At 73.3% G+C, this 19529-nt stretch carries 17 protein-coding genes; 12 read left to right on the top strand and 5 right to left on the bottom strand.

Annotation, left to right across the window (positions count from 1 at the left end):
* Positions 1–123: 123 nt before the first annotated feature.
* Both AIF0345_RS13575 and AIF0345_RS13570 read right to left on the bottom strand, forming a co-directional pair.
* Positions 124–1398 (bottom strand): ATP-binding protein, encoded by a 1275-nt coding sequence (locus AIF0345_RS13575; protein WP_285296435.1) that lies wholly within the window; start codon positions 1396–1398, stop codon positions 124–126.
* Positions 1395–2771, bottom strand: a complete 1377-nt coding sequence (locus AIF0345_RS13570) for a sensor histidine kinase (protein WP_285296434.1) — start codon at positions 2769–2771, stop codon at positions 1395–1397. Before AIF0345_RS13570 ends, AIF0345_RS13575 begins: the two co-directional genes overlap by 4 nt.
* A 6-nt stretch (positions 2772–2777) precedes the next feature.
* Here AIF0345_RS13570 and AIF0345_RS13565 point away from each other — a divergent pair, with 6 nt between their 5' ends.
* On the top strand, positions 2778–3449 hold the full coding sequence (locus AIF0345_RS13565) for a response regulator (RefSeq protein WP_268917834.1): 672 nt from the start codon (positions 2778–2780) through the stop codon (positions 3447–3449).
* 84 nt (positions 3450–3533) lie between these two features.
* Here the strand turns inward: AIF0345_RS13565 and AIF0345_RS13560 are convergent, their stop codons facing one another.
* Both AIF0345_RS13560 and AIF0345_RS13555 read right to left on the bottom strand, forming a co-directional pair.
* Positions 3534–4934 carry an FtsX-like permease family protein gene (locus AIF0345_RS13560; protein WP_285296433.1) on the bottom strand — a complete coding sequence of 467 codons (1401 nt, stop codon included), beginning with the start codon at positions 4932–4934 and terminating at the stop codon, positions 3534–3536.
* Positions 4935–5303: 369 nt separating this feature from the next.
* Positions 5304–6521 (bottom strand): ATP-binding protein, encoded by a 1218-nt coding sequence (locus AIF0345_RS13555; protein ID WP_285296432.1) that lies wholly within the window; start codon positions 6519–6521, stop codon positions 5304–5306.
* A gap of 257 nt (positions 6522–6778) precedes the next feature.
* Here AIF0345_RS13555 and folP point away from each other — a divergent pair, with 257 nt between their 5' ends.
* The 11 genes from folP to AIF0345_RS13500 all read left to right on the top strand — a co-directional run bounded on the left by folP (position 6779) and on the right by AIF0345_RS13500 (position 18336).
* Positions 6779–7663, top strand: coding sequence for a dihydropteroate synthase (gene folP, locus AIF0345_RS13550; RefSeq protein WP_285296431.1), 885 nt, complete (start codon positions 6779–6781; stop codon positions 7661–7663).
* Positions 7660–9462, top strand: coding sequence for a 2-amino-4-hydroxy-6-hydroxymethyldihydropteridine diphosphokinase (folK, locus tag AIF0345_RS13545; RefSeq protein WP_268917838.1), 1803 nt, complete (start codon positions 7660–7662; stop codon positions 9460–9462). The genes folP and folK overlap by 4 nt, the downstream gene beginning before the upstream one ends.
* On the top strand, positions 9462–9965 hold the full coding sequence (locus AIF0345_RS13540) for a DUF3180 family protein (RefSeq protein WP_043564074.1): 504 nt from the start codon (positions 9462–9464) through the stop codon (positions 9963–9965). Before folK ends, AIF0345_RS13540 begins: the two co-directional genes overlap by 1 nt.
* 81 nt (positions 9966–10046) lie before the next feature.
* Positions 10047–10556, top strand: coding sequence for a PH domain-containing protein (locus AIF0345_RS13535; RefSeq protein ID WP_285296430.1), 510 nt, complete (start codon positions 10047–10049; stop codon positions 10554–10556).
* Positions 10553–12316 (top strand): PH domain-containing protein, encoded by a 1764-nt coding sequence (locus AIF0345_RS13530; protein WP_285296429.1) that lies wholly within the window; start codon positions 10553–10555, stop codon positions 12314–12316. Before AIF0345_RS13535 ends, AIF0345_RS13530 begins: the two co-directional genes overlap by 4 nt.
* A gap of 13 nt (positions 12317–12329) precedes the next feature.
* On the top strand, positions 12330–13271 hold the full coding sequence (locus AIF0345_RS13525) for a Rossmann-like and DUF2520 domain-containing protein (RefSeq protein WP_285296428.1): 942 nt from the start codon (positions 12330–12332) through the stop codon (positions 13269–13271).
* A gap of 191 nt (positions 13272–13462) precedes the next feature.
* Positions 13463–14533, top strand: a complete 1071-nt coding sequence (panC, locus tag AIF0345_RS13520) for a pantoate--beta-alanine ligase (RefSeq protein ID WP_285296427.1) — start codon at positions 13463–13465, stop codon at positions 14531–14533.
* Between the two features lie 147 nt (positions 14534–14680).
* On the top strand, positions 14681–15136 hold the full coding sequence (panD, locus tag AIF0345_RS13515) for an aspartate 1-decarboxylase (protein WP_285296426.1): 456 nt from the start codon (positions 14681–14683) through the stop codon (positions 15134–15136).
* Between the two features lie 62 nt (positions 15137–15198).
* On the top strand, positions 15199–16377 hold the full coding sequence (locus tag AIF0345_RS13510; RefSeq protein ID WP_285297949.1) for a hypothetical protein: 1179 nt from the start codon (positions 15199–15201) through the stop codon (positions 16375–16377).
* Between the two features lie 133 nt (positions 16378–16510).
* Entirely contained in the window at positions 16511–17374 is an 864-nt protein-coding gene (locus AIF0345_RS13505) for a hypothetical protein (protein ID WP_285296425.1), read from the top strand.
* Positions 17375–17715: 341 nt separating this feature from the next.
* Positions 17716–18336 carry a hypothetical protein gene (locus AIF0345_RS13500; RefSeq protein ID WP_285296424.1) on the top strand — a complete coding sequence of 207 codons (621 nt, stop codon included), beginning with the start codon at positions 17716–17718 and terminating at the stop codon, positions 18334–18336.
* A gap of 259 nt (positions 18337–18595) precedes the next feature.
* On the opposite strand, the gene AIF0345_RS13495 is transcribed toward AIF0345_RS13500, so the two are convergent.
* Positions 18596–19522, bottom strand: a complete 927-nt coding sequence (locus tag AIF0345_RS13495) for a hypothetical protein (RefSeq protein WP_285296423.1) — start codon at positions 19520–19522, stop codon at positions 18596–18598.
* Positions 19523–19529 lie beyond the last annotated feature (7 nt).

Here is a 19529-nt window from a genome sequence, read left to right as displayed (position 1 = left end):
CGCTGGTCCCGCTGCCGGCCGCCGCTCTCCGGCGTCGAGATAGACATTTTCGTACGAGATCGGCGGTGACACCGTCTACCTCGTCCGAAAATGTCTATCTCGACGGGGGAGGGGTGGAAGAGCTCACCTGCTCAGGGGCACGGACAGGATCACGGTGAAGCGCTCGACGGTGCGTGTCGCGTCGAAGACGCCGCCGAGCGACTCCACCCGCCGTCGTGCCCCCGCCAGACCGAGCCCGGAGGAGACGTCGGGCATAGAGGACGCAGCACCGTCGGCCTCGCCCGGCGCCACGGCCGGGGCGGTGTTGGCGGCCATGGCCTCCAGGCTGCGCCCGTCGCTGTCGACAATGATCCGCGCGCTGCCGGGGGCCGCATGCTTGGCCATATTGCTCGCCAGCTCGCCGAGGACGCGCACGAGCTGACGGCGCACGCCGGGCGGCACGGCGTCGGCCTCCAACAGCTCCAGGCCCCCGGTCTCCAGGGCGATGCCGCGCCCCGCCAGGACGGCGCGCGCCCCGGCGACGACCTCGGCGAGCGGCCGCGGAGCGGAGGAGGCGAGCACATCGAGCCCTACGGCACCCGCGCCGGCCGTGCTGTCTTTTTCGGCCGTGCCGGCTATGGCGCCGGCCGCACCGTCCTTTCCAGCCGTGCCGGCTATGGCGCCGGCCGCACCGCTGATGGCCCACAGGTTGGTCCTCAGCTGCTCGACGACGGTGCGCACCGATCCCGCCATGGCCGCGAGCTCGGGGCCGAGCGGTGCGTCCGGCGGCTGGGCGAGCCGGGCCCGGTCGGCGAGCATGACCGCCCGGGTCAGGTCGCGCACCACCGTGTCGTGCAGCTCGGAGACCACCAGGAGGCGCTGGCGCTCCAGGTCGGCCTGGTAGCGCTCCGCCGCGGCGTCTGCGGCCTCGCGCGGGCGGCGCATGAGCTCGGCGACCACCAGGCAGCCGCACCCCATGATGATCAGAAGTGTGTTGAAGCCGCTGAGGTCGTAGTCCGAGGGGAAGAGGAGAAGGGAGACGATCCGCGCCGTGGTGCTCGCAACCACCAGGCCGTAGGCCGCCGCGCGGCTGTAGCCGCGAGTGAGCAGGACCGAGGCGCACAGCCACGGCCCGATGACGGGCAGGGTGGCGGCGCTGTCGCGCGCCACCACAAGGAAGACGTAGGCGACCAGGAGGCTGAGCGCCCCGCCTACCGCAGGCCGTACCGAGACCAGGGCGATGGCCAGACCCCCGGCCGCCTCGAACCCGGGCCAGATGGGGTCCTCGAAGGCCAGGAGCACGGTGAGTGCACCCGCGCAGATCACGCACAGCAGGTGGGTGCGGCGTCGCGGCGCCCAGGTGGACAGGCACGTGCTGCTACACAGCACCGCCCATGCGCGGCTCGCGGCGGAGATCATGGCGCCGCCCGGAGGGGGACGCTCAGGACGACGGTCCAGCGGCCCCGCGCGCGCCTGACCTCGAAGGCGCCGCCGAGCGACTCCACCCGCCGTCGCGCCCCCGTCAGCCCCAGGCCGGCGATGGCGGGATCGCCCGCGCCGCCCGCCTCCGGCGCCACGGACCGCACGGCGTTGGCGGCCAGGGCCCGCAGGGCGCGCCCGTCGCTCTCGACGGCGATCCGCGCGCTGCCAGGGGCGGCGTGGCTCGCCATATTGCTCGCCAGCTCGCCGAGGACGCGCACGAGCTGCTGGCGCACGCCGGGCGGCACGGCGTAGGACTCCAGCAGCTCCAGGCCCCCGGTCTCCAGGGCGATGCCGCGCCCCGCCAGGACGGCGCGCACCTCGGCGACGACCTCGGCGAGCGGCCGCGGGGCGGAGGAGGCGAGCACATCGAGCCCTACGGCACCCGCGCCGGCCGCACTGTCCTTTCCAGCCGTGCCGGCTGTGGCGCCGGCCGCACCGTCCTTTCCAGCCGTGCCGGCTATGGCGCCGGCCGCACCGTCCTTTCCAGCCGTGCCGGCTATGGCGCCGGCCGCACCGCTGATGGCCCGCAGGTTGGTCCTCAGCTGCTCGACGGCGGTGCGCACGGAGGCGGTGAGCGCGGTGAGGTCGGGGGCCAGCACCGCGTCGGGTCGGGCGAGCCGGGCCTGCTCGGCGGTCATGACCGCCTGGGTGAGGTCGCGCACCACCGTGTCGTGCAGCTCGGAGACCACCAGGAGGCGCTGGCGCTCCAGGTCGGCCTGGTAGCGCTCCGCCGCGGCGTCTGCGGCCTCGCGCGGGCGGCGCATGAGCTCGGCGACCACCAGGCAGCCGCACCCCAGAATGGTCATGGGCACGGTGGAGTCATCGTTACCGCCGACCGCCGGCCCCAGGCGGGACGTGACGAACCCGGCCACGGCACTCAAAGCCACCGTGCCGTAGGCGGCCGCGCGGTGGAAGCCGCGAGTGAGCAGGACCGAGGCGCACAGCCACGGCGCGAGGAGCGGCAGCGGCGGTCCCCCCGCCTCCTGCGCGACCACGTGAAAGGTGCACGCGGCCAGGAGGCTGAGCGCCGCTCCCCCCAGCGGCCACACCGAGACCAGGGCTACGCCCAGGCTCCCGGCCACCTCGAACATGGTCCACTCGGGCCTCAGCGGGTACATGGACACGATGGAGAAGTAGGCGAGCAGGCCTGCGCAGGCCGCGCACAGCAGGTGGGTGCGGCGCCGCGGCGCCCAGGTGGACAGGCGCGTACGGGCGAAGGGGCCGGTGGTTCCCGCTGCGGCCCCCGCCGCTCCGCCTCCGGGACCCATGGTCGCCTCCCGCCCGCCGGTCGCCCTGTTAACGGCTAGCATCCTTCCATGCCCGCAGCCGTCCCGCTCGCCTCCCAACCGCCGGTGGTCCGGGTCGCCCTCGTCGACGACGACGCCTTCGTCCTGACAGCCCTGCGCACCTACCTGGCCTCCTCCCCCCGGATCGAGGTCGCCTCCGCCTTTACTCGCGCCGCCGACGCCCTCGCCTTCCTGCACCGGGTCCCCGTCGATGTCCTGCTCACCGACGTGCGCATGCCCTGCATGGACGGGCTGGAGCTGCTCACGCGCGTGCGCGCCCGGCACCCCGGGACGGCCGTGGTCATGCTCACCTCCTTCGACGACGACGAGGCCATGCTGGCCGCCCTGTCGCAGGCCGCCAACGGCTTCCTCCTCAAGGACTCCGCCCCCGAGGAGATCGTCCGGGCGGTCCTGGCGGCGGCCGACGGCGGCACCACCATCTCCCCGACCACCGCTTCCCGGCTCGTGGCCCACCACCTGCGCCCCGCCCGGGCGGGCACCCGCCCCGACCTGACCAGGGCCGAGCAGGAGGTCCTGGCCCTGCTGTGCGAGGGCTACTCCAATGCCGAGATCGCCCAGCGCCTCGTCGTCGCCGAGTCCACGGTCAAGACCCATGTCTCCCACCTCATGAGGAAGTACGGGGCGGCCTCCCGCCTCAAGCTCGTCGTCGCCGTGCACCGGGAGCGGGAAGCCGCGCTCTGACGCCCCGGCGGGCGCCGGGAGCGGGAAGCCGCGCTCTGACGCCCCGGCGGGCGCCGGCAGTCCCGTCATGAGGCACGCCCGGCCTCAGTCCGCCGCCAGGGCGGTCACCGGGGTCACGGCGGCGGCGCGCCTGGCGGGCCGCAGAGAGGCCAGGACGCCGACTGCCAGCGTAATGGCCAGGACCCCGGCCAGAGGCAGGTAGGGGACGAAGATGCTGACCCCGCCGTCGACCAGGGCCGCGAGCGTGCCCGCCGCGCCCAGGGCGGTCCCGGTCACCACCCCCAGGGCGCCGCCGACACCGGCCAGGCGCGCGGCGGTGGCGGTGGTGACGGCCGCGCCCCAGCCCTCCCGCACCCGGGCGGTCAGCTCCACGCTGCCACCCGGTCCGGTAAGGGTGACCCTGCTGCCGTCGGGGACGTCGTAGACCTGGCCGACAATGAGGGTGGAGTCGTCCAGGTCCTCCAGGCCCTTGGTGGAGCGCACCACGGCGGTGGACTGCACGCCGTCGATCCCCCGGATGGTGGAGGTCAGTGCGGCAGTGTCCGTCTGGGGGGTCACCCCGAGGACCGTGATATCGACCGGTGAGCTCTGGGCCAGGATGGACTGGAAGGAGGAGCTGAAGGAGAACAGGAGGCCCACGACGGCGGTTACCAGCAGGGGCAGGGCCGCCAGGACCCCGAGGGCGACGAGCAGGCCGCCCCCGGCCGTCAGGTAGAGGTTGTGGGCGACGGTCCCCATGACGGTGCTCGCGGGTCGCAGCACAAATACGAGGGTCACCAGCGTGCCGGCTGTCACGGCGGCGAGCAGGGAGGCGGGGGAGACGGTGAGGCTGTCGGCGCCCAGGTGCGGCACGGCCCCCGAGCGGGCGAGGGCGACTGCCCCCGCGGCCCCGGCCGCGGTACCGACGGCGGATCCGGCCAGGCCGGTGACCAGGCCCGTGCGCAGGACGGCCAGGCGCACCTGGCGCCTGCTGGCGCCCACGCAGCGCAGCAGGCCGATCACCCGGTTCTGGCGGGCCACCAGGGCGGTGAAGGTGGTGGCGATGACGATCCCGGCCACCAGGGCGCACACCGGCGCCAGCAGGTTGAGGACCGTGGTGATCATGGTGCCGCCCCCGACGGAGGAGACGGCGCGCCGGGCGATGACCTCGTCGGCGTCCTGCACGATGGCGTCGGGCTGGACGGCGTGGACGACCCGGGCGACCTCCTCGTGCAGGGCGCTGGTGCCGGTCCCCGGCCGGCCGGTCACGTACAGCCTGTCGTAGTCGGTCCCCACGCCCATGGCCGCCAGCTGGTCGGCGGTGGCGTAGACCTTGGAGATGCCTTCTAGGCCCGTGTCGGCCCCAGGGGAGATAATGCTGACGACGGTCGGGCTGGAGTGGACGGCGTCGTCGGTGCTGTCGGTGCCATTGGTGCCCCCGGTGCTGCCGGCGCCGTGGCGGTCCTCGGGCTTGCTCCTGAGGCGGATGGTGTCCTTCTCGCCCACCCCTGCTGCTCGGCGAGGGCGGCGCTCATGGCGACGGCGGTGAGGGCGGCGGTGGTGCGGCGCGTATCGAGCAGGGCGGGCATTAGCGGGTCTCCGGCTCGGGGCGGTCGCCGGGGCGGTGTGGGCGCCGCCGGGGTGGTGGGGCACTGCTGTCTCCTTACGGGGCGGCCGGGCGGGTCCCGGAGCGACGATTCAAGGCTAGGAATCGGCACTACGACACCGGAACACGTCGAAAGAGCCGATTCGTGCGGGGCCTCCACCGAAAGGAGGAGGCGCCCCGCGCCGTCGGCCCGAACCGATCTCGGTGCGGAATACGGCCGATCTCGAGCCGGAGGTGAACCGATCTCGATGTGGCGGTGCGGTGCGCGGTCAGTGCCGCCGGCGGCGGCGGTGGATCTCCGGGACGTCGAGCACGGGGACGGCGCGCAGCATGAAGGTGTCGAAGTCGGGGGCCGTGAAGGCCGCGTAGCCGTGCTGGGGCGTGTAGAGCAGGCCCATGTCGATGAGCTGGGAGCGGATCGGGGCGACCTGGGGCGACTCGCGGCCCATGAGGGCGGCGACGTCGGCCGCCCTCTGGGGCTCGGGCCCCAGCTGGGCCATGGCCCGCATGTACGCCGTCTGCAACTGGGTGGCCCGGTCGAGGCGGACTCTGAAGAAGGAGCCGTCGAGCTTGTTCACGTAGGCCTCGCGGGCGCTGATGATGTCGTTGCGAGTGACGCGGTCGTGCTCGGCGACAATCCATGTCTGGTATCCCAGCTCCTGGATGAAGTACGGGTAGCCGTGCGTGAGATCGACGGCCAGGTCCACGGCGTCGTCGTCGTAGATGACGCCCTCGGCCAGAGCGGGCTCAACGAGCGCCCGGCGAGCCTCCTGCGAGGTGAGGGAATCGATCCGCGGGAATGTGAACAGCCGCTCGACATAGGACTTGGCGTCTCCGGGGAGCTCGGCAATCTGCGGCAGCCCCGCACCCACGAATGTGATGGGGAGCCTCTTCTGGACCGACTTGTGGACCGCCTGAATCAGCGACTCGAGCTGGACGGGGGTGAGGAATTGGATCTCGTCAATCAGAAGGACGATGCCGGTGCCCTTCTCCCTGGCGACCTCTCCGACAGCGAGGAAGACGTCGGTGAGGTCCAGCCCCAGGTCGCCGTGGTCCGCATACCCCTCCGAGGGGGCGACGTCCCATGTCACGGAGAAGGTCCCGCTCCGGTCCACGGACAGGATGAAGGAGCTGAGGACCTCGGCGGCATGACGGGCCCGCCGCCCCCAGCGCCTGCGCGGGGAGAGGTGCAGAAGGGCGGCGCGGAACTTGGAGAAGATCGACTGCCGGAAGGCGGACTCGTCATGCTTGCTCGCCTCGAGCTCGATGACCTCCCAGCCGGTGCGCTCGGCGATCTCCGCGAAGCGAGTGAGCAGGACCGTCTTGCCCACTCCCCGCAGGCCGGTCACGATCATGGACTGCTCGGTCCTGCCGCGCCCGAGCCGCTGGAGCAGCACCGAGAAGGCCTCGGTCTGGCCGTCTCGGCCGATGAGGGCCTCCGGGGTGGCACCCGCACTGGGCGTGTACGGGTTGCTGACGTTGTCCACGGAGCAAGATTAGAGTTCTTACCCTGGTTTATCAAGAACTAATAAAGTTCGGGGCGGGTGGCGGGCGCTTTCGGGACGGCGCCGGCGCGGTTCTCCGTCCGGGTCGCTGCGCCGTCGGCCCGGCCCCGGCCCGGCGCAGGACGAGGGGCGCGGGAAGCCCGGGCGCGGTGCTCGGCCGGCAGTGGAAGGACTCACGACTCGACTTATTCCGCCCCGCTGATCCCGAAGAAATTCGCGTGCACCGTTACGCTGGGAGGGTGACTGATGCTTTGCGCCCCGTGCCGGCGCCTCTGCCGACTTCTCTCGCGGAGGCCTCCGCGGCCGGACGGACCCTGATTATGGGCATTATCAACGTCACCCCCGATTCCTTCTCCGACGGCGGCCGTTGGGATACCGCCGAGCTCGCGGTCGCCCACGGCCGCCAGCTTCTCGCCCAGGGCGCCGACATTGTCGACGTCGGCGGCGAGTCCACCCGCCCCGGCGCCGCCCGCGTCACCCCCGAGGACGAGCAGGCGCGCGTCATCCCCGTCGTGCGGGCGCTCGCGGACGACGGTGCGGCCGTCTCCATCGACACCATCAACGCCGCCACCGCCGAGGCGGCCGTCAGAGCCGGCGCCGTCGTCGTCAACGACGTCTCCGGCGGCCTGGCCGACCCCGACATGCACCGGGTGGTGGCCGCCTGCGGCGTCGTCTACGTCTGTCAGCACTGGCGCGGCGACCCCGAGACCATGGATCGCCTGACCGACTACAGCGCCTTCGGCGGCGTCGTGGATGGCGTCGAGGCCGAGCTGTGCGAGCGCCTGGGCGAGCTCGAGGCCGCCGGGGCCGACCGCTCCCAGATCGTCGTCGACCCCGGCCTCGGCTTCGCCAAGACCCACCCACAGTCATGGCGGCTCCTGGCCGCCACCGAGCGCCTGCGCCAGGACCTGGGGCAGCCCGTCCTCATCGGGACCTCGCGCAAGCGCTTCCTGTCCCTGAGCCTGCCCGACTCCGCCGCGGCCGACCCGATCGCCCGCGATGCTGCCACCGCAGCCACCTCGGCCCTTGCCGCCCTCGCCGGCGCCTGGGCCGTGAGAGTCCATGAGGTCCCGGCCAGCCGGGACGCCGTCCGAACCGCCTCCCTCTGGAAGGAACACCGATGAGCACCACCACACCCGACCGGATCCGGTTGTCGGGCCTGTCCGCCCGCGGGTACCACGGCGTCCTCCCCTTCGAACGCACCGAGGGCCAGCTCTTCACCGCCGACGTCACCCTCGACCTGGGCGAGCGCGGCACCGCCGTCGCCTCCGTCACCGACGAGATCAAGGACGCCATCGACTACTCGGAGGTTGCCCGGGCGGTCATCGCCGTCATCGAGGGCGAGCCGGTGAGCCTCATCGAGACCCTGGCCGCCCGCGTCAGCGAGGCCGTGCTGGGCTTCCCACGCGTGACCGCCGCCGAGGTCACCATCCACAAGCCGCAGGCGCCCCTGGACGTCGCCTTCGAGGACATCTCGGTGACGATCCACCGCACCGGCGGCGAGGGCCACAACCCGCTGTCCAGCCGCTCGCCGGCTCAGAGCGCTGCCCCCGAGGCGGACCCCGGCCGCGACCAGTGGGCCGCCCAGCCTCCCGAGGCCGCCCTCGGCGGCCCGATCGGGGCCCCCGCCGCGGGGGCCGCCATGGATGCCGGGATGGCCGCCGCGGACAACACGGGCCGGGGCGCCGGCGAGACCTGGGCGGCCGAGGGCGCCCCGAGCCCGGGAGGCGCCGAGCAGTGGGCGGGATCGTCGGCGGACGCCGCTCCCGGCGACCCGCTCGCGGGCATGCCGTGGGAGAGCGCCCCAGCCGACGCCTACGCTTCCGACGAGACCGCCCGCCCGTGGCAGCGCGCCGTCACGGACGATGCCGGCATCCCCGGGATCGGCGACGTCTCCGAGCCGGCCCAGCCGTGGCAGGGCGGGCCCGCCGACAACATGGCCGCGTCCGCCGCCCCCATGGCGGCCCCGGTCGACGTCCTGGATCAGCGTCCGGCCCAGCCGGCCGATGTGGTCCTCGCGCTGGGCGGCAACGTCGGCGGGGTGGTCCCGGCCCTGCGCAACGCCGTGCGCACCCTGCGGAGCACCGAGGGCATCGAGGTCTCCAGCGTCGCGCCGCTGGCCCGCACGGCCGCCATTGTCGAGCCCGGCGGTCCGGAGCAGCCCGACTACCTCAACACCGTCGTCCTGGCGTCCACGACCCTCTCGCCCCGCGAGGTCCTCGCCGTCTGCCAGGACATGGAGGACGACGCCGGGCGCGTGCGCACCGAGCCCCAGGGCCCGCGCACCCTGGACGTGGACGTGATCACCTACGAGGGCGTCACCTCCGACGACCCCGAGCTGGTCCTGCCGCACCCGCGCGCGGCCCAGCGCGCCTTCGTCCTGGTCCCCTGGGCCCAGGCCGACCCCTTCGCCGAGATCGGCAACCAGTACGTCGCCTCCCTCGCCGAGACCGCCCCCGACCGCGACGGCGTGCGCTGGCTCGCCCTCGACTGGCTGGAGTCCGACCACCTGCCCGCGCTGCCGACCGGCCAGTACGTCGCGCCGCCCGAGTCCGGCGACGACCAGGCTGGGCCGGCCGCGGCCGTCCCCGAGCCCGGGGGCCCCGGCGAGGTCGGGCCCGGCGCCGCGGCGGGCGGCCTGCCCGCCGACGTCGGGGCGGTCGGGGTCTACTCCGACGAGCCGGTCGCGGACGTGCTCGGCGACCCGCAGCTGCCGCAGGACCCGAGCTACTCGCGGATGCCCGGGGTCGGCTCCGCGCCCCAGGCCGGCTCCGCGCCCCAGGCCGGGTCAGCGCCGCAGGTGGGCTCGGCCCCGCAGGTGGGCTCGGCCCCGCAGGACGATCCGCAGGACGAGTCCTGGGTCTCGCCCCCGGGCTGGGGCGACGTCCTCGGCAGGGGCGGTGGGCCGGGGCAGGGCCTCTGATGTTCCGCACGCGCTGGGCCACGGTCCTCGCGTGCCTGATCGCGCCCGCCGTCGTCACCTGGGTCGCCTGCGACCTCTCGCTGCGCCATCGCGGGTGGGTGCCGTTGCTGACGTCCTGGGGAGCCGCGGTCGCCGTGGTGATCGCCGTCGTCGTGCTCATCGCCGGGCTCGCCGTGCGGCGCCTGCGCGCCCACGAGCCCACCTGGATCACGCCGACCGGCGCGGCCACGACCGCCGTCGCCGCCCAGGCCTCGGCGATCGTCGGAGCCTTCGTCGGGGGGATCTACGCCGGCGAGCTCGCCACGGCCCTGCTCTCCCCTCCCTCGCCCGACATGACCGCGCTGGCGTGGTCCGCGGGCGCCTGCCTGGCCTCCTGCCTCCTGTGGTGCGGCATCGGCCTGCTCGTGGAGCACTGGTGCGCCATCGACGTCGATGACGACGACGATCACGGTGGACGCGGCTCGGGGTCCTCCTCCGTTCCCGACGGCGGCGCCCCCGCCTGAGAGGATTCTCTCGAGCCTGCCGGCGGGCGGCCCCGCCGCTGGACGGCACCACAGTCTGATCAGTCTGATCAAGGAGCACGGATGAGCGTTCCCAACGAGCCGACCCCCGACGGCGACCCCTTCAGCCCGCCGGGCGTCGCCTTCCGGCCCGTCTCGCCCAGGCTCATCGCCGTCCGCCTCATGGGCGCCCTGACCGGCCTCGGGGTGCCTGCCGCCGCTCTCGCCGTCGGCGCGCTCACGGGCAGCCCGTGGCTGTGGGCTGGCGTCGCGACCATGGTGGTCGCCGCCGCCTGGGCCGCCTGGCTCATCCCGCGCCAGGTGCGCGCCATGGGGTACGCCCTGACCGACGACCACCTCCTGTGGCGCAAAGGCATTATGTTCCGGCGCATATGCGTGGTCCCCTACGGGCGGATGCAGTACGTCGACACCTCGCAGGGGCCGCTCGCCGCCCGGCTGGGGATCGCCGAGGTCCGCCTCCACACGGCCGCGGCGACCACGGACGCCACCATCAACGGGCTGCCGGTCAGGGAGGCCGAGCACCTGCGGCGCCTGCTCGCCGACCGCGGCGAGCAGAGAATGGCCGGGCTGTGAGCGCCGGGCGCCGCATCGCCGTGCCCGACGACGTCGACTGGCGGCGCATGCACCCGATCTCCCCGCTCCTGGAGGGGTGGAAGGTCGTCACCGCGGTCGTCGCGGTCCTCACCGTCCGCAACGCCGACAACCTGGTCGAGGCCTACCGGTACGCCACTGCCCACGGGCTCGACCTGACCCGCGGCGTCGTGCGCTGGGCCGTGGCGGGGACCCTGCTCGCGGGCGCGGCGGTCGTCGCCGTCTTCTTCGCGCAGTGGTGGGTCACGACCTACGCCGTGGACCGCGACGGCGTCTACCTGCGCCGTGGCATCCTGGTCAAGCGGCTGCGGGTGGCGCGCTCGCCGCGCATCCAGTCCGTCGATATCGTCCACCCGCTGCTGGGGCGGGTCTTCGGCCTGGGGCAGCTGACGGTGGAGGTCGCGGGCGGGTCGGACTCGCGCGTCGTCATCGGCTACCTGGGCACCGACCGGCTCGAGGAGCTGCGCGACCGTATCCTCGACCTTGCGGCCGGTGCGGGCGGTGCCGACGGGGCGGCCGGTGCGGGCGGTGCCGACGGCGACCGGTCTGATGGCGCCGGCCCCCACCCCGCCGGCCCCGCTGGCCCTGGCGACCCCGCCGGCGGTGGCGACTCCGCCGGCCCTGTCCGCCGGACCGCTCCCCTCGGCTTCGAGGACGCCGTCGGCGCCTCGCCGCTGCGCAGCGCCGGCAGGCGCGAGGAGCACCCGCTGTACACCGTGGAGCCCGCGATCCTCATCGGCTCGATCATCCGGTCGGTGACGACCCTGGGGGTCGTCCTGATCGTCGTCCTCGTCGTCGCGGCGACCGTCGTCACGATCGTCGCCAGAGGCGTCAGCGCCATGGGCGCCGGCGTCCTGCTGTCGGCGGTCGCGGGCCCCGCCACGATGGTCGGAGCCGTGTGGGGCCGCTTCAACCGCAGCTGGGGCTTCCAGGCGGCCGCGACGCCGACCGGCATCCGCATGCGGTTCGGGCTCACCGCCGAGGTCTCCGCGACGCTCCCGCCGGGACGGGTTCACGGCGTGAGCATCGAGCAGAGCCCGCTGTGGCGCCGCAGGGACTGGTGGCGGGTGAGGACCAGCGTGGCCGGAAGAAGGGGGAGGAGCCCGTCCGACGCCTCCTCCGGGTCGAGCGAGGGGCGCGCCGGCGGCGCGGGCAGCGCCGGCAGCGTGCTGCTGCCCGTGGGGGAGCGGGACACCGCGCTGCGGGCGCTGTGGCTGGTGGTGCCCGACCTCGGGGTCCCCGACCCCGTCGGCTTCCTCGCCGCGGCGCTGTCCGGGACGGGCGACGACGGCGCGGGGCGGCCGGACGCGCCGGTGGGCGCGCCGGAGCGGGGATTCGTCCGCGTCTCGCCGCGCGGCAAGATCTTCTCGCCGCTGGCCTGGCGCCGCGAGGCGATCGCCCTGACCGGTACGTGCGTCGTGCTGCGCACCGGCCGCTGGTGGCGGCGCACCGGCGTGGTGCCCTACGAGCGCATCCAGTCCATGCGGGTGCGCCAGGGACCCTTCGCCCGGCGCCGCGGCCTGGCCGCGATCCACCTTGACATGGTGGACCACTCGGTGCCCACGGGCCTGAGCAACCTCGACATCGCCGACGCGACCGCGATCCAGCGGGTCGTCTCCGAGCGGGCGCTGCGCCGTCGTCGTGCCGAGAGGCTCGACCGCTGGCTCGCCCGGGCCGTGGACGAGGCCCCCGGAGACCCCGCCGGCCCCGGAGACCCGCCCGGACCGGCCGGCGCGGCGTGAGACGATCGGCACCATGCCCGAGAGCTCCTCGTCCTCCTCCGCCAGCCCCCGCCCCGGCCGGCTCGGCGTCGGCATTATCTCCGCCGGACGCGTGGGTGTGGTGCTGGGCAGCGCCCTGCGCGCCGTCGACCACCAGGTCATCGGCGTGCACGCCGTCTCGACGGCCAGCCGCGAGCGCGCCGAGGCTCTTCTGCCCGGCGTCCCCGTGCTCGGCGTCGACAAGATCGTCGAGCGCGCCGAGCTTGTGCTGCTCGCCGTTCCCGACGACGCCCTGGCCGCGCTCGTCAAGGGCCTGGCCGACCTCGGCCGGTGGCAGCCCGGCCAGCTGGTCGTCCACACCTCGGGGCGCTACGGCATCGGGATCCTCGAGCCCGCCCGCCGGCTCGGCGCCATTCCGCTCGCCCTCCACCCGGCCATGACCTTCGGCGGGTTCTCCACCGACGTGGCCCGCCTGACCGGCTGCCCCATGGCCGTGACCGCCCCCGACGCCGTCCTGCCCATCGCGCAGGCCCTGGCCGTCGAGCTCGGCGGTGAGCCCTTCGTCCTGCCCGAGGCCTCCCGCCCCGCCTACCACGCAGCGCTGGCCCACGGTGCGAACCACCTGGTGACCCTCGTCGGTCAGGCTGTGCGCGTCCTGGCGGCCGCCGGCGTTGAGGACGGCGCCGCCACCCTCGGCCCGCTGCTGACCGCGGCGCTGGACCGGGTCCTGACCGAAGGTGCCGACGCCGCGCTGACCGGCCCGGTCTCGCGCGGCGACGCTGGCACCGTCCGCTCCCACCTGGAGGCGCTGGAGGCCCTGCGCGACGGCGAGGGGCGCCGGCTGGAGGACGTCGTGGACACCTACCGGGCGCTCGCGCGGGCGACGGCGCAGCGCGCCGAGGACACCGGGAGGATCGCGCCGGCGCAGGCCGACGGGCTGCGCGGGGCGCTCGCGCCGGACGACGACGCCGGGTGAGCCGGGCCCGCTCGGCATCGCCCCCGTTCCCGTCTCCGTACCCAAGCCCCCTTTCGCCGAGATCGGTTCACTTCCGCGCCGAGATCGGTTCGAGGCGCCTGCCTGACGCTGCGGTCCGGCCGAGCCGGCCGAGGGCGCCCATCCAAGAGCCCCCGGCGCACCGTTGGAACCGATCATCTAGCGTGGGGTCCATGACGCTCCCCGTTCCTTCCGCATCCCCCGCATCCCCCGAATCCGGCGCCTCCGCACCCGGCCACGACCGGGTGACCCTGGCCCGCAGCCGCGACGAGCTCGCCGCCGCCCTCGCCATTGACGACAGGGCCGACAGGGCCGGCGGTGTGCCCCGTGCCGTGGTGATGACCATGGGGGCGCTCCACCAGGGCCACCTCGACCTCGTGGCCGAGGCCGCCCGCCGGGTCGGGCCGGAGGGCACCATCGTCGTCACCATCTTCGTCAACCCGCTCCAGTTCGCCGCGGGGGAGGACCTGGAGACCTACCCGCGCACCCTGGAGGCCGACGTCGAGGGCCTGACCGCCGTCCTGCGCGCACCGGTCGGGGGCGCGCTCGCCGTCGGGCGGCTCATCGTCTTCGCCCCCGCGCCCGAGGTCATGTACCCGTACGGCGAGCCGGCCGTGCGCATCGACCCCGGCCCGATCGCCACCGTTCTGGAGGGCGCCACCCGGCCCACCCACTTCGCGGGCGTGGCCCAGGTGGTGCTGACCCTCATGCACCTGACCCGACCGCGGTGGGCGCTGTTCGGCCGCAAGGACGCCCAGCAGCTGGCGATCGTGCGCGCCATGGTCCGCGACCTCGCCGTGCCGGTCGAGATCGTGCCGGTCGAGATCCGTCGTGAGGCGGACGGCCTGGCCATGAGCTCGCGCAACGCCTACCTGAGCGCGCAGGAGCGCGAGCGGGCCCTGGCCCTGTCCCGGGCGCTGGACGCCGGCCGGGAGGCGGCGCGGGCCGGGGAGGACGCGGCCGGGATCAGGGCCGCGGCGCTCGGGGTGCTGGCGGCCGCACCCGGCGTCGAGGTGGACTACGCGGCCGTGGTCGATCCGGACAGCTTCGTGGACCTGGCGGGCGCGGGGCTCGGCCTGCCGGCTGCGGGGCTCGGCCTGCCCGCCTCCGGTGAGGCTCGCGGGGCCGCCGGGACGGTTCGGCCCGCTGGAACCGCTCGGCCCGCCGGGCCGGTCCTGCTGGCGCTGGCCGCCAGGGTGGGCACGACCCGGCTCATTGACAACGCCCAGATCAACCTGCGGTGACCCGCGTCGACCCGGAGTGGCCTGCGGCCCGGCCGCCGCCGTCGGGCCTCTGCCGGCCGCCGCCGTCGGGCCTACGGCCTGTCGAGTCAGTCACCATCCGGGTTCCGGGCCTTGGCGGGACCCGCCGCCACACCTACCCTTGCCGCGATGACCTCACGCCTGCGGACCATGATGACGTCCAAGATCCACCGTGCCACGGTGACCCGGGCCGACCTCGACTACGTCGGCTCCATCACCGTGGACGCCGACCTCCTCGACGCCGCCGACCTCCTGCCGGGCGAGCGCGTCGACATCTGCGACTGCACCAACGGCAGCCGCCTGTCCACCTATGTCATCCCCGGCGAGCGCGGGTCGGGGCAGATCTGCGTCAACGGCGCCGCCGCTCACCTGGTGGACCCCGGCGATGTCGTCATCCTCATCGCCTACTCCCAGCTGGACGAGGGCCGTGCCCGCACCTACCTGCCGCACGTCGTCTTCGTGGACGAGCACAACCACGTCGTGGAGCGGGGGCGCGAGCCCGGCCAGGTTCCCGCCGACTCCGACGTCGCCCGGCTTCAGGGACTGGCTCCCTCCGGCATTGCCTTCGCCGCCGCCCGCGGCTGATTATTCGGCCTGATCCGAGTCTCGGTCTGCGCGAGTCACTCACCCTGGATAGAGTGGTGAGCATGCAGGGCAAGGATATTTCTGAACTCGAGCTGTATACGCGCCGCGAGCTGACGCTGGCCGATGCGCGCGCGGCCGCCCCCGATTTCATTATTGAAGGACGCGACGGCGATGGGACGCGCATCAGCATCAACGACCGCGTGCGTCCGATTCTGACGCTCGACGAGGCCTCTCTGGACGTGTCCCTCGACTTCGTCGACTACGTCAAGGAGATCTCCGGGCGCAGCGAGCTCCCCTTCTGCTACGAGCTCGAGTGGCCGGCCGGCCGGCGATCCGCCCCCGCCGGGGACCGCGGCCTCGAGATCGCCAAGGACCTGGCGCGCCGGTGCGATGGCGTCGTCGCCGACTTCTACCGGCGCGTGGTGTGGCCGGCCGGCGGGGCGGCGGTCCCCGATTTCGACGACGATCTCTACGACATTCCGGAGAATTCCTTCCGGGTGGTCCAGCTGCGGTGGTTCGTGCGCGAGGCGGTGTGCGCCGACCCGGTCACCGCCTGGGTGCGGGCCGTCGGCCGGGTGGTGCCGGACTGGCTGCCCACCGAGTACACCGGCAGGGCGCGAATGCTGGCACTGACCCGGGCGAGTGTCGCGGCGGCGGACGACATCAGACGCACCGGCGACTACGGGGTGCACCTGACCGGTCCGGGCCCGATCGACACGGTGGAGATACTCCCCAGTGTGCCGGAGGAGCCGTACGGCATGTACGACGTCGAGTGCGCGGTCGAGCTCGGTGCGCTCGACGAGGCCGCGCTGGACAGGCTCCACGAGGTGCTCGTCGCGGTCGCCGACGAGCTGGGGGCCGAGCTGGCGCTGGCCGAGGTCCTGGAGGGCTGGGACCGTGCGTACAGCGGGAGCGTGATGCCCGGGGCGCAGGCGCAGAGCCCGCAGGAGGTCAGCCTGGGGGACACGGCCCTGGCCGGGCTGCCGATGCGCCCGGTGCCGTGGTGCTATCTCGGCCCTGCCTATGCGCGGCTGCTCTCCGACTTCCTGGCCGACGCCCCGGCGCCGTGGGATAGCCGGCGCACGGCCCGCGGCCTGGCCCTGCGGCTCAGCAGGAGGCCCGTCCCGGCCGACGACCTGCCGTCCGACTGGTTCCCCGCCGACTTCTGCATGTCGGTGCAGCCGCGGTGGTTCCACGAGAGCATTGTGCAGGGGGCCGTCACCGTGCCGGACTGGTCCTGAGAGGCAGCGTCATGGAGCCCGCGCGCCCCCTCCGCCGTGCCCGGCCCGCCGTGCTGTGCCCGTCCCGCCGTGCTCCCGGGGTGCCCGAATGAGTAGGAGGCTCTCCGCAGGGAAGACCAGTGCCGTCTGGATCGTGATCATCGCTGTTGCCCTGGGACTGCGGTACATCGGCGTCAAGGCCAATGAGGCCGGGAGGGGCGGCCTTGCCCTGGCGGTCGTTCTCGGCGTGATCGCACTTGTCCTGCTGATCCTGATGATCCCGGTCATCAGGGATGTGCGGAAGGTCAGGATCGGCCCTATGACCCCGGCGCGGCGTCTTATGATCAGCCAGCTCGATGAGAAGACCACCCTCAGGTGTCCGGCCTTCTACCTGGGTCCCCAGCCGGTGGGCTCTGACGGCGCTCCCATGACCGACAGGGTACTCCTGATAGTCACGCGTCAGACCGTGAGCGTGCGGCCCGCGGAGGCTGAGGTCGGCTATGCGGCGGATGGCACTGTCCTGTGCGATGCCGACGGCGCCCGGGTTCGCTTCCGCCTTCTGCCCTGTCCCCGTGCCGGTGGGCAGTGGCCGGGGCAGATGGTGCCGGGCCTGGTGATCGCCCATCCCAGTCTCCTTTACCCCCAGGCCGTCGGGGGCCTGGAGGCCGAGCGGTACTGGGTGGACGGCCCGGAGGAGCTGGTCGCCTACGCCCAGGAGATCGCCGCCGAGACGGGGCTCCTTTACGAGGAGGTGGCCGACGCGCTCCTGCGCGGAGATCCCCAGAGCGTGGCCGCTCTCAACGCCGCCTGCGGGGGCTACCTGGGGGAGATGGTCCTCTCCTCCAGGGGGCCTGTGTTCCGGGCCCCTGAGATGCGCCTCGTCGTCGCCGACCCGGACCGGCCCGACGACCCGGCCGACGAGGCCGTGGTCGGCGATGTGCTGGCCGCGGTGCAGCAGGTTCTGCCGGGGCCAGGCTCGTCGGGTCCCCTGCCCGGGTGGGCCGTCCCGCCCGCCTGACCGGGGCGGATTGCTCCGGTAGACTTCGGGCTTCTTAACTGTCCGGCAAGCTGACGCGTCCTCTGATAACGCGTTCTCCTTCAAGGAGCCTGTATGACCGACTGGCACACCCCCTACCGCCGGATGCAGCTGAAGGTCGTTGTCTTTGTCATCGGGCTCGGGATAGTCATCCAGATCGTGGAGCTCGTGAGGTTCCTGATCCGTCGGCTCATAGGGCTGGGGGTGGTCGGCGCGGCCGCCGCGGTCGGCGGGTCGTCCTGCTGGTCCTGCTCGTCTTACTGCTCCGGCGCGTCTTCCGCACGCGCAGGCCCGAGGAGCCCCTCCCGCCCGCCTACAGCCTCATGCATGAGGAGCCGGCCATCCTCAGCGTCCCCGCCTTCTACCTCGGTCCGCAGCCCCTGTCCCCCTACGGCACTCCCATGACCGACCTGCTTCTGGTCCATCTCGCCCTGACGCGGCAGACGATCAGCGTGCTCACGCTCGAGAACAGGGCTCAGAGTCCGGTCCTGCTCACCACCGACGGCGTCCGGGTCCGTTTCCGCCCCATGAGCAGCCGCCACGCCGGTCCCCATTACGCGGGACGGTACTGGGAGGCGCCCGCGATCATCCTGGCTCACCCCAGTCTCCTGCGCCGAGAACCCGCAACCACCGAGACCGGGTACTGGGCGGACACCCCGGCCGAGCTCGAGGCGTACGCCGAAGATGTCGCCGCCGAGCTGGGACTCCCCCGCCAGGAGCTGGCCGAGGCGCTCCTGCGGGGGGACTCTCGGCGCCTGGCCGCTCTCAATGCCTGGAGCGGCGGGTACCTGGGCGAGATGGTCCCCGGCCCCGGGGGTGGGGAGGTGTTCCGGGCCCCCGAGATGCGCCTGGTCATCGCCGACCCGGATCATCCCAACGTCCCGGCCGCCGAGGCCGTGGTCGGCGAGGTGCTGCTCGCGGTGCAGCAGGCCCTGCACCGATGAGATGCCCCGCGCTCGCCCCAGGTCGCCTTGATCCGGGCTCTTCCGCCAGCGAGGCCCGGCTCCCGGGACGCGACCGAGAGCCGGCTTGTGCGCTGTGCGCGGCCGGCGGCGAGGGTTGCACATGGGAGAAGCGGGTTGTTGCGCAGCAGTGCCTACTTTTCCGCAGGATTCTGGTCTTTGCTGCGAACCGTCAAGATGGGTTGACGCGCTCCCATGTGCGCAGAGGGGGTGCTGCGCACACAGGAGACGGGGCTTTGCCTCACGCCCACCCCAGATTCCGCAGAATGGCGCGGTTTTCTGGAATGCGCAGACGCGACGAATGTGCAACACCTCGCAGAGCCCTGCTCACAATGCTCAGAATCGTCCTCTCGCCGGCAGCTACATCGTCGTAGGTCAGCCGCAGCGGCACATAACCGGCGGCGAGGGCGCTCTGGTCCCGGTTCCGGTCGCGCACGAACTGCCCCTTGGAGGAGTGGAACTCGAATCCGTCCTCCTCGACGATGAGCCAGCCCTCGACGAGTGTGTCGACCTCACCGACGCCTTCGAGTACGACGCCGGTCTCGACCCACAGCCCGGCCTCCCGTAGACACAACCGGGTTCGCGTCTCCAGGTGTGATCGCGCTGCCGCGTCGGCTTTGTTCAGGCGCATGCGTGCGTTCTTCGAGTACCGGCCGACCAGCAGCTCGGCAATGTCCTCCTTCGTCGTGTCCCCGTGGTTGAGCGCCGCGTCCGCGATGCAGATGGCATCGAGCTCATTCAGGCAGACTAGGGCGCAGGCGACGACCTCGGCCGGACGGACCAGGGGGAAGTCGTCGACCGTCATCGGAGTCAGCGTCGCCGGTCGGTGAATACGGACGCCGGCGAGAGGCCTGCTCGCCGATGGGCGTACTGAGCGGTTCGCCGGGACTGCGATATGAAGATCGCTCGGCGGGCTCCACATGGGGTAGCCGAGCACCTGCGCGGCGCTGGCGCACGTGAGGCGGCCGCGGAAGTGGCGCGCTCGCACAATACTCCGCTCGGTTCCCGGGCGGACGAGTAGCCGACGGTAAGGCTCGGTCAGCTCCCCCATGGCAATGGCCGCGTCCTTGGCGGTACGATCGGCCGGCTCGCGCAGGACCTCGTCCCAGTGGGCGACGCCGTGCAACGCATCGACTCGGCTCAAAAGAGTACTGATCGCGAGGTCCATATATCCA

The organism is Actinomyces israelii (assembly GCF_030253495.1).
GTDB classification, from domain to species: Bacteria; Actinomycetota; Actinomycetes; order Actinomycetales; family Actinomycetaceae; genus Actinomyces; species Actinomyces israelii.
Note: the sequence above shows the minus strand (reverse complement) of the source record. Positions and strands in the feature narration are given on the sequence as shown.

What these genes read in the sequence shown, in the direction of transcription:
- AIF0345_RS13575 (WP_285296435.1), bottom strand. Translation starts at nt 1,398, where the DNA reads ATGATCTCCGCCGCGAGCCGCGCATGGGCGGTGCTGTGTAGCAGCACG.
- AIF0345_RS13570 (WP_285296434.1), bottom strand. Translation starts at nt 2,771, where the DNA reads ATGCTAGCCGTTAACAGGGCGACCGGCGGGCGGGAGGCGACCATGGGT.
- AIF0345_RS13565 (WP_268917834.1), top strand. Translation starts at nt 2,778, where the DNA reads ATGCCCGCAGCCGTCCCGCTCGCCTCCCAACCGCCGGTGGTCCGGGTC.
- folK (WP_268917838.1), top strand. Translation starts at nt 7,660, where the DNA reads ATGAGCACCACCACACCCGACCGGATCCGGTTGTCGGGCCTGTCCGCC.
- AIF0345_RS13540 (WP_043564074.1), top strand. Translation starts at nt 9,462, where the DNA reads ATGTTCCGCACGCGCTGGGCCACGGTCCTCGCGTGCCTGATCGCGCCC.
- AIF0345_RS13535 (WP_285296430.1), top strand. Translation starts at nt 10,047, where the DNA reads ATGAGCGTTCCCAACGAGCCGACCCCCGACGGCGACCCCTTCAGCCCG.
- AIF0345_RS13525 (WP_285296428.1), top strand. Translation starts at nt 12,330, where the DNA reads ATGCCCGAGAGCTCCTCGTCCTCCTCCGCCAGCCCCCGCCCCGGCCGG.
- panC (WP_285296427.1), top strand. Translation starts at nt 13,463, where the DNA reads ATGACGCTCCCCGTTCCTTCCGCATCCCCCGCATCCCCCGAATCCGGC.
- panD (WP_285296426.1), top strand. Translation starts at nt 14,681, where the DNA reads ATGACCTCACGCCTGCGGACCATGATGACGTCCAAGATCCACCGTGCC.
- AIF0345_RS13510 (WP_285297949.1), top strand. Translation starts at nt 15,199, where the DNA reads ATGCAGGGCAAGGATATTTCTGAACTCGAGCTGTATACGCGCCGCGAG.
- AIF0345_RS13500 (WP_285296424.1), top strand. Translation starts at nt 17,716, where the DNA reads ATGCATGAGGAGCCGGCCATCCTCAGCGTCCCCGCCTTCTACCTCGGT.
- AIF0345_RS13495 (WP_285296423.1), bottom strand. Translation starts at nt 19,522, where the DNA reads ATGGACCTCGCGATCAGTACTCTTTTGAGCCGAGTCGATGCGTTGCAC.